Raw genomic sequence first — 14623 nt, 5'->3', positions numbered from 1 at the left:
GCCTATATCGGCGGTGTCCACCTCTTCCCATTCCGAACAGAGAAGTTAAGCCCGCCAGAGCCAATGGTACTGCAGTAAAATGTGGGAGAGTAGGTCGGTGCCAACTTTTAAACAAAAGCCCTTCAGGTAACTGATAGGGCTTTTTTCGTTTTATGAAAAATTCAGCAGAATCATTATTGCTATAACAATCAATTTGGTGCCCTTAACAGGAATTAAGAGTTCTCATGCCAGTTAACCCGACGAAAGGGAGAGTTCCGCCGCTCATAAAAGCGAAACCACCTTCTTTAACTTAAACTTTAGATAAAGTTATCTTTCCTGTAGCAATGGCCTGCTAATTTTGTGATTATGAATCTGGATTTTCATATTCATAGGAGTATCGTAGAAACATACAAATATTATCTACCTGTTTCTTTATAAAGGCTATTTATCCTATAAAAATTATAGATTTATTTTAACTTTGCAGCTTGAGTAGTTAAACAGGTATTTTTCGATCCCCTCTGCTCATTTCAAAGCAATTACCCATTTCCACAATCAATATGAGATTTAATTTTTTACTTATTCTTTTTTTTGTTTGTTCTTCCAAAAGCTTTAGTCAATCAATTTCAGGGAGCGTAACGGATACTGAAAAGCAACCTATTGAATTTGCTACTATCTCCCTTTTAAAAACGGGCGACAGTACTCTTGTAACGGGTGGGGTATCAGATATTAAAGGTAAATTTCATTTTAAGCAGTTACAGGAAGGAAGTTACATTCTGTCAGTGAGGTTCCTTGGTTACAATGCAAGCAAAACTTTGGTACAAGTTCGTAACGGCCAAAATCTGAATATAGGAGTGATTCAGCTAAGAGCTAACGCAAAGGCATTAAATGAGGTAACTATTACAGGCACGAAATCAGAAGCCAGTCATAAAATTGATAAGCAGGTGTATAGTGCCGGACAGTTTCAGTCAAGCCAGGGAGGTACAGCACTTGATGTAATTAAAAATACGCCTTCGGTTTCGGTAAATGCGGAAGGTGATATCGCTTTAAGAGGTTCAACTGGTTTACTTGTTCTTTTGAATGGCAAGCCGATACAAGCAGCTCCAAAAGAAATTTTGAATCAATTGCCGGCTAATACAATTGAAAATATTGAAATAGTTACTGCTCCTTCGGCTAAATATGATCCGGATGGGAAGTCAGGAATCATTAATATTGTAACTAAAAAAGGTACTGCAAATGTTTCCTCATTCAGTGCCAGCACTCAGGGAGGTTTTCCATCAATTCAGTCTTATAACAATCTAAATGCTCCTCAACGTTATGGTGCAGATGCAATAACGAACGTAAGAAAGGATAAATGGGACTTTACCTTATCAGGAAGCTATTTGAGGAATGATCTGGCTGGCCGCAGAGTGGGTGACGTAAATACTACAATCGATAATATTTACACATCTTTTCCATCGGCAGGTGAGAGGAGTTTTAAGCGTTACGGTCATACCGTTCGTGCATCAGTCGGATATACACCGAACAAGAATAATTCATTTTTTATTGGTTTTTATAATGGCAGGAAAACTCAGTATAGAAGAGCAGATATCCTCTATAATAATAGCAAAACCGATTTGAATACAGGTAATACTGTGCAGAGATTTACGTACTTTAATTCCAATGTTGTCAGGAAAATGGGGGATTTCAGTTTAGGGAATATAGACTATACCCACACCTTTGCTAATAAGTCTTCTATTTCATTATCAGGATTATATGAATCAGGGAAAGTGAATTCGCGCACCGAAAATTCCAATCTCGCCTATCCAAATACTAGTCAGACTATTCAAAATGTGAGAAATGATGGGAAGAACCCTTTAGACGCATTTCGGTTGAAGGCTGATTATTTGATAAATATTGGAAAAGGAAAATTGGAGAGTGGTTACCAGTACCGTTTTCAGGAACAAAATGGTGTGTTCTTGTACGAGGATCAGAACCTTAGCTCTGGAGCTTATTCGGTAGTCCCTGAATTCAGCAGCAATGCCGATTTGAAAAATGAAATCCACTCTATATATAGTCAGTACTCTGGAAAAGTAAGCAAACTTGATTATGTAGCGGGACTTCGATATGAGTACGCCACCCGGGTGTTTGCCGGAAAGGAGGCAAAGCCGTTTGATTTAACCTTGTCAAATCTATTTCCATCTGTTAACCTGCTATATACAGTCCAGAGTTCCTTGAAACTAAAGGCTGGGTATAGTAAACGAGTTCAAAGATCGACGAATAATGAGTTGAACCCGTATCCAGAAAGGGAGCATTCTGAAACCCTTGAGCAGGGAGACCCTAAGATCCGTCCAGAGTTTGTTGGATTATCCGAACTTGGCTTGATAAAGGACTTTAGAAAAGGATCTGTGTCATTAACGCTTTACAATCAAAATATTAGAAATGTAATAAACCGTGTTAACAGTGTTTATAACGATACCATCTTGAATCGCATTTATACCAATGCCGGTAAAGCCAACTTATGGGGTGTCGAGTTGGGAACTAACCTGAAACCTGTTAATTGGTACCAATTTTATATAGGAGCTAACGTATATGATTATAGCCTTAAAGGTTCACTATTTGATAATGCAGTAAGAGTTAATACATCTAGTGTAGTTTATTCTGTTAACACGAATTCAAACATCCAGCTTAGTAAAACTACAAGCTTTCAGTGGAATGTGAATTACTTGTCAGAGCGGGTTACTGCACAGGGAAAAGATTCGAGGTACGTGATTCCAAATGCTTCTTTGAAGAAAAACTTCTGGAATGGAAAAGCTTCGGCTACTTTGCAATGGCAAAATATCGATCTTGGGATTTTTAATGCTAATGAACAAAGGATAACTACGTGGGGGAGTAATTTCTATACAACCACCAATTACATCCAGGAGAAAGACCTCTTGCTTCTAAATCTAAGTATTAACTTAAATCAGCTAGGCAAAAAGTTGAAATTGCCCGCTAGTGAGTTCGGTGAGCGGGAGTTTTAAATGCTTTGTCTTTTCATTCATTTTTTGTTTTCCTCCGTAAGGCTCTGCACTTTACGGATTTTTTTTATCTAACTGAGGAGATAGAAAATTACCTAGGTCGATTTAAATATTGATAACCAGTTATTTAATTGGAATAGAAAGGAGAATTCCCCATTATATAATAAAACCTATAAAATCTATAGATTAATTGATTATTTCGATTTTATCTTTATATTTGTTGTAGAGTTCTAAAGGATAGTGCAGTTGGATGTGTTGTTAGAATTTGTTGGAAGGTTTAAACAAATTAGCAATGAAACATTTGTCCTTAAGTATTAGAAATTCACATTTGTCTACCCCCTTAAAGCATTGGACAAGCTCAACGCTGTATTGTTGCTGCTGTTGAATGCTGTACTAAACAAAGTTTTTTAAGCTTTTATTTTTGGATAAGAAAGGCAGGAATTAATCCCGCCTTCCGAATGAGATCAGCACGTAACGCCAATCACTCACTGATCTACATTCCGCGTTTCTATTAACAAATGGGTCATTAACAAAAACAAACAAATATATGGAAAATTTTTCCGCTTCCATGCCGCCTATGCGTGATCATTCCAGAGAAAGTCATATCCTTGGCTTATCTCTTACTTGCAATCTGAAATTTTACAAAACGGTCTGTTGTTGTTAGTATCTCTGCTTCTCATGAGCATTTGCTAATACTGTCCAGCTACTGAATGTTGCTGGTTCCGAATTCTTTCAAAGACAATTAATCTTACATCTATGACAAGTGCTGATTTTATCCTTATTGGTAAAAAAATTCTTGTGGGTATTATAGTATCTATTATCCCGCTTCTTATTCTTCTTGGAGGATTGTATCTGGTTCAGGAATTATTAAAATAATTGGAAAGCAAAATGAAAACCCCTAAAAGTACTGTGCAGAAGATCTTTAGAAACGCTATTCTAAGTCTGTTTATTTATGCCTTACCTGTGATATTAATGTTTATCACGTTCTACATTAAAGGAGAAAAGCCTTGGTTGAAGAAGGACACAAAGCAACAAACGATTTCTCAACAAAAACAAAAAGATCAATAAAAGCTACCATGATAAAATTTATAGAAGAGATTTTCAGAAATCTTAATACCTGGGGCTTGACAGCCTTAACTTTTATTCTCGGCTTTGCTGAGTTTTCTCTGGGACTTTATGGAAAAAAATGGAGTAAGAATGAAAGGTTGTTAGACATAGCTTGCTATACCGTGCCTAAGCTAGTTGTTGGCCCTGCAGTAGCATATTTCGGTCTTAAGTTCCTTCCTCATGCCTTTCCTGCAGCCAAAGGGACGCTTAGTTGGATTCCTTTTACGTTTGGTGCTTTAATTATCGCTATCGCGGATGATTTGACGCAGTACTGGTACCATAGACTACACCATGAAATTCCTTGGTTATGGAGATTTCACCGAACTCACCATTCAGCTCCTTATATGGGAATGGCAATGGCAAGCAGGCAGAACATATGGTATACCTTCTTTTTCTCTCAAACTTATGTTACAACTATTCTGGTATATCTTGGATTGGGATATCCTGCTCTATTTGTGAAAGCAATTAAGTCCTTGATTACCAAACTTGCTCATTCAAGTATTCCATGGGACAGGCCTTTTTACCAGATCAAATGGTTGCATCCTATTGCGTGGGTGCTAGAAAGGACTATATCTACACCGGCAACACATCATGCACATCATGCTGATGTTACAGACGATGGTGTTGGATATTACAAGGGTAATTTTGGGAATATGTTCTTCCTTTGGGACATCATTTTCGATACAGCCCACATATCTCGTCAGTACCCCAAATCTTACGGTATATCACATTATGAAGGCGATGAATGGTATGCCCAGCTTTTTTGGCCGGTTTTAAAATCAAATATAGCAGGCAGTGAATTATCTGCCGAGGGTCCTATAGTAAGGGAAGATGTTCCAAAGCAATTTGCAAACGAAGATGATCAGGAAGAAAGGAGCGAAGAACTTTTGTTACAACCATCTCTGGTGGCTGCCACATCCACTAATCCTTCGATACTTCAGTAAAGAATACCATGAAACGAAATTTCTTTTTAGCTGCCTATATATTTTTTAATGGTGCTGCCGGTCTTACAACCAGTTTAGCGCAAAGTTCAGCTAGACCTAATGTTATATTTATTTATACCGATGACCAGCGCTACGACGCTTTGAGCGTTGTGCAGAAGGAGCAAAATAAAGAGGCCAGATTTCCCTGGTTCAAAACCCCCAATCTGGATCGCTTAGCGGCAGAAGGAGTGAGGTTCAGAAATTCTTTTGTTACTAATTCACTTTGCTCGCCAAGTCGTTCTGCATTTTTAACGGGCAAGTATAATCACCTGAACGGGATTGCAAATAATCATACTCCGCTTGCTGATACGACTGTTACGTATGCAACAGAGCTAAAGAAGAACGGATATAAAACCGGCTTCTTCGGAAAGTGGCATATGGGACGTCAAAGCGGGAAAAGACCCGGGTTTGATGAGTCAGCAAGTTTTCTAGGCCAGGGACAATACTTGGATTGTCCTTTAGAGATAAATGGAAAGACAACATCAACTAAAGGGTGGGTAGATGATGTAACTACTGATTATGCACTGGAGTTTATTCGTAAGAATAACCAGACTCCTTTTGCATTAGCCCTTGCGTTCAAGTCCGGACACGGACCCTGGCAGCCTGCTCAAAGGCATGCCTCTGATTTTTCGGATGTTTATCTCACCAAGCCAGCTACAGAACAAGATCTGCCTCCATACCTGGGAAAAATTGACGTTGGTAATAAAAACAACAACCCAAATGTTCAAAGGAAGATTAATAATTCCTGGACTGAAAATAATGATGAAAAGGTTAGGAATTATTTCAGATGTCTTGCAGGCGTTGATGATAATGTAGGCCGGGTGCTGAACTTACTGGATTCTCTTCATCTGGCTGAAAATACAATTGTAATATTTACCAGCGACAATGGATTCTTTTTGGGGGAACATGGTATAGGAGATAAACGCGCCGCTTACGAAGAATCGATTCGTACCCCTTTGTTAGTTCGGTACCCTAAAGCTTTACCTAAAGGAAAACTTGAAGATAAGCTTGTTTTAAACTTAGACATCGCTCCAACAATCCTTGACGCTGCTGGAATTAAAGCACCAGAGACCTTTCAGGGAAAAAGCTTAATTGTATTGGAAACCGGAAAAGTGAAAGACTGGCGTACATCGTTCTTATACGAATATTTTTACGAAACTAATTTTGCATTGCCAACGATAGAAGCTGTGAGAACAGAGACGGCAAAGTTGATAAAGTATCCTGGCCAGGAAGATTGGGCTGAATTGTATGATCTGACACAAGATCCTTATGAAACTAATAACCTGCATAATACTCCAGCAGGTGCAGCCTTGAGAAAAAGCCTTGAAGCCGAGCTGAAAAAGCAGAAAGAAGCTGTCAATTATTCCATCCCGGCATATGCAGACAAACGGCCGCTGGATGAGAACGGCAAATACATCCCGCCAAAGCCCAAAGTAACATTATAGGAATTCAATAACAGGTTCCGGCAACAGGCCGGAACTGCTTTCAAAAAACATTTAAGTAATGAAAACTAATAGCCAAAAGCTATCTGGGACTTCTCGTCCCTATCCGAAGGGTTTTTTGCCCGATTTTAAGAGTCTTAAAATTCCCTCTTTTTACCGTAAGCCCGTTTTTACACTACTAACGGTTGGTGCCCTGGGATTGTCTCTCAGTGTACTCCCAGAGGTTACGCTCGCACAGGAGACGAAACCTCTTATTCAATCTAATTTGGTGGGTACTATCTATGATGCAAAGACAAAGGAGCCTTTAATTGGAGTAACAGTTCAGATTAAAGGAACCACCCACACCGCTAATACCAACGTACAGGGGAAATTTACTTTTGTTACTGGACAAAAGTTCCCATACACCCTTGTTATCTCTTATATAGGGTATGAAAAACAAGAAGTAGTGGTAACAGGAAGTCCGGTTACAGTACTGTTAAAAGAGTCAGCTAACCAGTTAAGCGACGTGGTTGTTGTTGGTTACGGAACTCAGAGAAGAAAAGATGTAACAGGTTCGGTGTCTTCTGTGAAACTTGATGACGTCAGAAGTCTACCGGTGAGTTCTCCTGAGAGATTACTGCAAGGAACCATCCCCGGGATTCAGGTAACACAAACATCCGGTCAGCCGGGAGGAGGCGTCAGTGTTCAAATTCGTGGCAATAATTCTATTACTGCGGGAAGCGATCCTCTTTATGTAATAGATGGATTTCCGATTAATAATGATTATTCTGTTGCTGATGCCGGAGTTACGAACGGTTCAAAGATCAACCCAATGTCTTTTATTAACTCAGCAGATATTGAGTCTATCGATGTATTAAAAGATGCTTCTGGAACTGCTATCTATGGTTCTCGCGGAGCAAATGGGGTTGTTATTATAACCACTAAAACTGGTAAGCCCAGTAAACCATCAATCAATTACGATGCATACTACGGCGAGCAGAAGGTGATTCGTACATTACCGTTATTAAATGCCGCTCAATGGTGGGATTTAAGAAAGGATGCTGCAAGAAATTCTGGTAAGAATGTAGTGGTGCCTGTAACAAGTGGATATAGTCTTGACACTACAGGTACCGGTACAGACTGGCAAGATGCTGCGTTCAGACAAGCTCCATACCAAAGTCATAATTTGTCGATCTTATCGGGATCAGAAAGAACAAGATTTGCGATTTCCGGAAATTACTTTAAACAGGATGGAGTATTGGAAAATACAGACTTCATTCGTTATTCAGGAAGGGTGAATGTTGATCACGAGTATAACAAGCGCTTAAGAATATTCTCAAGCATTATAGCAAGTAATACGAAAGCCCAGGTAGCTCCGGCTAATATCGTGAGCAACCTTGTATTAACTCCTCCATCTCTGCCTATTTATAAAGACGATGGCACATTCGTAGTATTAAGTCCGTTTGAATCAGCTCTGCAGAATCCCATCAACTCACTATATAATCAAATAAACGAGACTCGTACCAATCGTCTCCTTGGGAACTTTTCAGGAGAATACACCCTTGCGAAAGGTCTGAAAGCCAAAGTTTTGTTTGGGGTTGATGTGATAGACAACAAACAAAACCGTTACCTGCCAATCTCAACTGGGGAAGGCCAGGCAGCCAGTGGAATTGCAACAATAGGAACTTTATTCACCAGTTCATGGCTTAATGAGAATACCTTAACCTACGATAAAGAGTTTGGTAAGAAGCACCGTGTTAACGCATTGGTCGGTTTTACCGCACAAGAGTCTAACTCTAAAGGCGCTATAGCTGAGGGTGCAGGGTTTGCGACAGATGAATACACCTATAACAATTTAGGTACAGGTGTAACCCAAAGAGCGGCCTCCTCCAGCGCCCTTAAATGGGCATTAGCTTCTTATCTGGGAAGACTAAATTATTCATTCGATGGTAAATACCTTGCTACTATCACTTTGCGTGCTGATGGTTCTTCCCGTTTTGGAGAAGGAAACAAATGGGGATATTTCCCTTCAGCAGCTTTGGGTTGGAATGTAACGAGCGAACGCTTCGCTAAAAAGTGGGAGGGCATTAATCAGCTAAAATTAAGAGCAAGTGCAGGGTATACTGGTAACCAGAGTATTCCTCCATATTCCGCTCTTGGTCAGATTAACTATTACCGCTACAACTTCTCCAATACTACAGTGTCTGGTTTTGCTCCTGCCAATGTTGAGAATAGTGAGTTGGGCTGGGAAAAGACATTGCAATTTGATGGTGGCATTGATCTTGGCTTGTTTAGTAATCGCATTGCAATCACGGCCGATTATTATTATAAGAAAACGACAGACTTGCTATTGAGTCGGACAGTTCCAGGAACTTCAGGGCTTTCAGACCCAGCTAATAGCCAGGCATCTGTTGTATATCAAAACATTGGAGCTGTTTCTAATAAAGGCTTCGAGCTTTCGGTGGCAACCAAAAACCTGACAAAAGGATTCAAATGGAGTACTACGGTTATATATTCCATAAATAGGAATAAAATATTAAGTCTCGGAGACGGGGTGGATCAGTACATTCCTTCTATAAGTGTACCGTCTATTGCAAAAGTGGGCTATCCATTGGGCTCGTTTATCGTTTATCAGGCTGATGGTGTTATTCAACCGGGCGAAACTCCTTTAACGCCTCAAGCTAATAAAGCAGCAGGCGGGCAGAAGTACAAAGACTTGAATGGTGACGGCCAGATCACCCAGGCGGATGACCGTATCGTCATTAAGAACCAACCAGGTTTTCTTGCTGGGTTAACCAATAATTTCAGTTACAAGGGTTTCGATTTCAACGTATTCTTTCAGGCTAGCATAGGAGGAAAGTTGTACAATCAAAACCGTGCAAATCTTGAACTTGCTACAGGCTATGTAAATGGATCTACGGAGCTATTAAACAGATGGACTCCAACCAATACCAATACTGATGTTAAAGCAGCTTATCAGGACCCTGCCATCACTATTTCTGACAGGTTTATTGAAGATGCTTCGTATGTAAGATTAAAAAGCGCTTCATTCGGATATAACTTCCCTAAACGGTTCGCAGCCAAGATTAGAACTCAAAATGTAAGGCTATATATATCAGGACAGAATTTAGTTACCTGGACTGACTATACAGGCTTTGATCCCGAGGCTAGTGTAAATGGCCAAAGCTTAATAAATCGTGGTATTGATAACAGCGTATATCCAAATAATAAGTCTCTTCAACTAGGATTATCTCTGAGCTTGTAAACCGCTATTCCAATTTGTAAAACAATGAAAATCTTAAAATATTCCATTTTATCGCTTGCTGTTTTATCAACAGTATCCTGCAAGAAATTTCTAACGGAAGATCCCGAAGGTATTCTTACATCTGATCAGTACTATAAAACACAGGCAGATGCAGTGAACGGAGTAAACGCAATTTATTTCTCACTTAACCAGGGAGGCAGCTCCCTCCAAACGCCCTATAACACCTTGTTCAATACCGGTATGAACATGGCAGATGACGACGAGGATCCGGGACCAGGGGCAACTAACCCGGATGTTCGCTCCTTATCTGTTCTTGCCCATTCATCGACCAATCTTCGTATATACGAAATCTGGCAGCAACATTACGCTACTATTCGTAGAGCGAATATTGCTATTGCAAAGATTCCTTCAATTGAATTTGATGCAAATTTGAAAGGCCGACTTATTGGAGAAGCCAAGTTTTTAAGAGGGCTTTATTACTTCAATCTGGTTCGTCTGTATGGGGATGTTCCTTTAATTACAGAAACTCAGGATTTCATTAAAGCTTCAGATTATGCAATAGCTAAATCTCCATCAACAGATGTTTACCTTCAGATAGAGAAGGATTTGAAGGAAGCTGCAGATGCTCTGCCGGTTTCTTATACATCTCCTAACGTTGGCCGGGCTACTAAGGGTGCAGCTAAGGCATTGTTAGCTAAAGTTTATCTTACAAAAGCATCTTTACCCTTAAACATTACAGCTCATTATGCCGACGCTGTAAGAGTTGCGGAAGAAGTCCTATCTCCCGGAGATGGTGGAACCGGTAACTTCGGTTACGACTTATTTGATAACTACGCTGATGCTTTCTTACCGGCCAGCAAGAATGGTAAAGAGCATATATTTTCTGCCCAGTTCAAGTCAAATTCGCAGGGACAGGGAAATAACGAGAACCCTCGTGCTATCATGAGTAACATTCCAGGCCTTACAGGTAACTATGCTCATATGACCAGATTCTATACCGTGGGTGCAGACAAGTTTTACAGCATTTATAAGTTATATCCGGCGAACGATAAACGCCGCGATGTTACATTTGTAACGCGTTATACGAGTCCAAATAATGGAAACTTCTATTCATTAGGTATTGATGGTAAAGCTTACACTTATAAAGTAGCTGACGCCGCTCCAACGGTTGAACTGGTTCCTTTCTTCAATAAATTCTGGGATCCTAATTCAACAGCAATTACATCTGAGTCGTCGGCAAACGTACCGATCATCCGTTATTCGGACTTGCTACTAATCCATGCAGAAGCTGAAAATGAACTAAATGGTCCGACAACTAAAGCTTTCAAATCACTAAATAAAGTTCGCAGAAGGGCCGGCTTGCCAGAGCTCACTCTTACCACTACACCAGATCGAAACGCTTTTCGGGAAGCAGTGTATCTGGACCGTCGTCTGGAGTTAGTTTATGAATACCAGCGTTGGTTCGATCTTATTCGCCAGAAAGATGCAAATGGAAACTCAACATTCGTTGCAAACCTTCACAAGGTTGGAAAAACTAATGCGAAAGACAAACACAGACTTTATCCTATCCCGCAATCTGAAATTGATAATAACCCACTATTAAAACAGAATACAGGCTGGGAATAAAAAATCTAAAACCACAGGTAGGGGAGAAATCCCTTACCTGTATATACTTAGTGAATTATGAAATCAATAAGACTACTATCGCTCCTGATGTTTATAACAGCGGGCGCCTTTGCTCAAACCTCACATCAAACCTACACTCAAAAAAGCCCGAATAAAATTAGGGTTAATCAAACAAACAGCAAGAAGATCCTAAAGGAAGTTGAGGAGGGGGAGGCTTATCTGATCGACGTTCGTAGCCCTGAAGAGTATAATGAGAAGCATTTGAAGAACGCACAGAATATTAATGTCAGATCAGCTGATTTCTCTGATAAGATCGCAAAGTTGGATAAAGACAAGAAAGTTTACCTCTACTGCCGGTCTGGTAACAGGAGCGGCCAGGCTACAGATTCTCTTATCACGCTAGGTTTTAATTCCAGCTATAATATTGGTGGCTTGGATAGTATAGCAAATAGCGGATATCCAATAGCGAAGTAGGAAACATATAAAGACTCAAATAAACAATCTTATTACCATGAAAAAGACCAAACTTTTAATCCTTTCAGCTCTGCTGATTATTATTGGAGCAAAGGCGCAAACAGCAAAAAACGAATTACCAATAACTCTGTCAGAGTTTGCGATAAAGTCGAAATCTGCGAATGCACAAATTATCGACGCCCGTACCCCTGAAGAGTTCGCTCAGAACCATTTGAAGGGAGCAGTTAATGTAAACGCCGCAGTTGCGGGATACGAGGAGGAACTGAAAAGATTGTCTAAAGAAAAACCAACCCTCGTATATTCTATTGCTAACGGTCGTAGTGTTTCCCTGGCTAAAGAGCTAAGATCAAAAGGTTTTAGAGAAGTAGTTGTATTACCAGGTGGTATCAGTAACTGGATTGGTGCTGGATATCCTATTGTAAATAACACCAGAAAAGGAGTGGCTTTAAATACTGAGCAGTTCAGTACCCTAACGTCTTCATCGGATCTTGTACTGGTTGACTTTGGTTCTAAATACTGTGGCGCCTGCAAAAGACTTGTTCCGGTTTTAGACTCCCTGGAAAAGCAACAAGGATTCGCCGCTAAAATAGTAAGGTTGGAAGCCTACGACAATACTGAACTTTTAAAGAGGTTGAAGGTAAGTCAGCTACCAACCCTTGTCCTCTATAAAAACGGAAAGGAAGTTTGGAAGAAACCAGGACAGTCAAGCACCTCTCAGGTATTGCAGGCGGTTGAAGTTCACAAGAATGCCAAAACTAACCTCGTAAATGCAGGGAAATAAGGCCCTCGGATTGGTGTCAGTTTATAAGTTTAATTAACTCAAATTTAATACGGTGAATAAGCTACTCTCTTTAACTACTTTAGCAGCAGGCTTAAGCATATCGCAGGTCTTTGCTCAAAACATCACTCAGCAGCAAGAGCCTTTTAAAGGCGTTGTTGGAAGAACTCTGGCCGAGTCAAAAGAAAACTGGGTTGAACCAATCAAGGCCCCGGCAGGTGCTCCGAATATTCTCTGGATCTTACTTGATGACGTAGGATTTGGTGGAACAAGTACATTTGGCGGACTAATAAACACCCCCACTTTTGATGAATTGGCTAATAACGGACTTCGCTTTACAAATTTCCATACTACTGCCATTTGTGCTCCAACGCGGGCAGCTCTATTAACGGGAAGGAATTCAGCATCAGTACATATGAGCGGCTTTGCTCATACACGAATGTCGGCAGGTTTCCCGGGTTGGGACGGTCGTATTCCTTCAGATAAAGGAACGGCAGCAGAAATTCTCCGCGAGAGTGGCTATAATACTTTTGCTGTGGGCAAATATGGTTTAACACCTGATGAGGATGCAACAGATGCCGGACCATTCGATCGCTGGCCTACAGGAAAAGGTTTCGATCATTTCTTCGGATTCCTCGGCTCGGCAACAGACCAGTACAAACCAGACCTGGTTGAAGACAATGCTCACGTTACCCCTGACGGTCGCCATTTAAATGACCAGATCACAGATAAAGCGATCAGCTTTATTAAACGTCAGCAGGCAGCTAAATCAGGAAAGCCTTTTTTCCTTTACTATGCCCCCGGAGCTACGCATTCCCCTCACCAGGTACCTGATCAGTGGAGAGATCTTTATAAGGGAAAATTTGATAAGGGATGGGATGTTTTCCGCCAGGAGATCTTTGCTAATCAGAAGAAGAAAGGGATTATCCCAGCAAATACAATCCTTCCTGATCGTAACCCTAACATCCCGGCATGGGATAAGCTAAACGATAAGCAGAAAAAAGTATATGCACGTTTTATGGAGGTATATGCTGCTTACCTGACTTATACAGACCATGAAGTTGGGCGTTTAACAGGTTATTTGAAGGACGCTGGATTACTGGAGAATACATTAGTTTTCGTAATTATTGGCGATAATGGTGCAAGTAAAGAAGGAACACCTAATGGAGTAATTAACAAAGGCTACACTTCTGTAGCAACCAACTCAGGCACTCCAACTAAGCCTCTGACAGAAGAAGAGCTGTTAGAGTACAATTTTGCAAATATCAATAAGATTGGAACTCCTGAGAATACTGTTGGAAATTATCCTTTAGGTTGGGCTCAGGCCTTAAATACTCCTTTTAAAGCCTGGAAACAAGACGCCAACTCAGAAGGTGGAACGCGCAATCCTTTAATTGTTTACTATCCTAAAGGAATAAAAGATAAAGGAACGCTTCGTACTCAGTATAGCCACCTTATTGATGTGCTTCCAACAACCCTTGAATATATCGGTCTAAAAAATCCAGAACATATACGCGGGATAAAACAGGATACTCTTCAAGGAACATCTTTGGTGTATACTTTCGATAATCCAAAAGCTCCAACTCGTCACACAATCCAGCATTACTACATCTTTGGAGCCCGTTCAATTTATAAGGATGGTTGGAAAGCCGGGTTGTCTTACAACAGGGATGGGATTTTAGGAACTCCGGATGTTAAGAAAGCATCCATTCAGAAATACGGTGAAGGAACCTGGGAACTTTACAATTTAAACGAAGATTTCAACGAACGTGTTGATCTCGCTAAGAAGTACCCTCAGAAATTAGAGGAGCTGAAGGCCCTGTTTGATGTGCAGGCTAAGAAATACAACTTGTATCCTTACATCACCTGGGACGATGTAACTAACAAAAGGATCCATCAGAAGCCTCAGGAACAGGCAAACAATTCGAGTATTGGAAAGATTAGAAATAAATAAATTCATCAAAAAACATCTGCTATATTGGTTCCTGTTTTCT

The 14623-nt window shown here is 40.4% G+C and carries 8 protein-coding genes and 1 rRNA gene; all 9 read left to right on the top strand.

Annotated elements, in window-relative coordinates:
* Positions 1-106: ribosomal RNA gene (gene rrf / locus J4N24_RS18810) — 5S ribosomal RNA — on the top strand; the annotation flags it as partial.
* 430 nt (positions 107-536) lie between these two features.
* Complete coding sequence (locus J4N24_RS18805) at positions 537-2978, top strand: TonB-dependent receptor (RefSeq protein ID WP_207535260.1); 2442 nt, start codon at positions 537-539, stop codon at positions 2976-2978.
* A 1073-nt stretch (positions 2979-4051) separates the two neighbouring features.
* On the top strand, positions 4052-5026 hold the full coding sequence (locus tag J4N24_RS18800; RefSeq protein WP_207535259.1) for a sterol desaturase family protein: 975 nt from the start codon (positions 4052-4054) through the stop codon (positions 5024-5026).
* An 8-nt stretch (positions 5027-5034) separates the two neighbouring features.
* Positions 5035-6510, top strand: coding sequence for a sulfatase family protein (locus J4N24_RS18795; protein WP_207535258.1), 1476 nt, complete (start codon positions 5035-5037; stop codon positions 6508-6510).
* Positions 6511-6568: 58 nt separating this feature from the next.
* Entirely contained in the window at positions 6569-9751 is a 3183-nt protein-coding gene (locus tag J4N24_RS18790) for a SusC/RagA family TonB-linked outer membrane protein (RefSeq protein ID WP_207535257.1), read from the top strand.
* 24 nt (positions 9752-9775) lie between these two features.
* Complete coding sequence (locus J4N24_RS18785) at positions 9776-11377, top strand: RagB/SusD family nutrient uptake outer membrane protein (RefSeq protein WP_207535256.1); 1602 nt, start codon at positions 9776-9778, stop codon at positions 11375-11377.
* A 57-nt stretch (positions 11378-11434) separates the two neighbouring features.
* Positions 11435-11851, top strand: a complete 417-nt coding sequence (locus tag J4N24_RS18780) for a rhodanese-like domain-containing protein (protein ID WP_207535255.1) — start codon at positions 11435-11437, stop codon at positions 11849-11851.
* 37 nt (positions 11852-11888) lie between these two features.
* Entirely contained in the window at positions 11889-12632 is a 744-nt protein-coding gene (locus J4N24_RS18775; protein WP_207535254.1) for a thioredoxin domain-containing protein, read from the top strand.
* A gap of 52 nt (positions 12633-12684) precedes the next feature.
* A complete protein-coding gene (locus tag J4N24_RS18770; RefSeq protein ID WP_207535253.1) occupies positions 12685-14583 on the top strand; it encodes an arylsulfatase in 1899 nt (632 codons plus the stop codon).
* Positions 14584-14623 lie beyond the last annotated feature (40 nt).

The sequence above is a fragment of the Desertivirga arenae genome, assembly GCF_017355785.1.
GTDB lineage: Bacteria > Bacteroidota > Bacteroidia > Sphingobacteriales > Sphingobacteriaceae > Desertivirga > Desertivirga arenae.
This window is presented reverse-complemented; position numbering and strand designations above follow the sequence as displayed.

Excerpts from the sequence above, each read along its gene's own strand:
- J4N24_RS18795 (WP_207535258.1), top strand. The coding sequence starts at position 5,035 with ATGAAACGAAATTTCTTTTTAGCTGCCTATATATTTTTTAATGGTGCT.
- J4N24_RS18785 (WP_207535256.1), top strand. The coding sequence starts at position 9,776 with ATGAAAATCTTAAAATATTCCATTTTATCGCTTGCTGTTTTATCAACA.
- J4N24_RS18790 (WP_207535257.1), top strand. The coding sequence starts at position 6,569 with ATGAAAACTAATAGCCAAAAGCTATCTGGGACTTCTCGTCCCTATCCG.
- J4N24_RS18775 (WP_207535254.1), top strand. The coding sequence starts at position 11,889 with ATGAAAAAGACCAAACTTTTAATCCTTTCAGCTCTGCTGATTATTATT.
- J4N24_RS18780 (WP_207535255.1), top strand. The coding sequence starts at position 11,435 with ATGAAATCAATAAGACTACTATCGCTCCTGATGTTTATAACAGCGGGC.
- J4N24_RS18805 (WP_207535260.1), top strand. The coding sequence starts at position 537 with ATGAGATTTAATTTTTTACTTATTCTTTTTTTTGTTTGTTCTTCCAAA.
- J4N24_RS18800 (WP_207535259.1), top strand. The coding sequence starts at position 4,052 with ATGATAAAATTTATAGAAGAGATTTTCAGAAATCTTAATACCTGGGGC.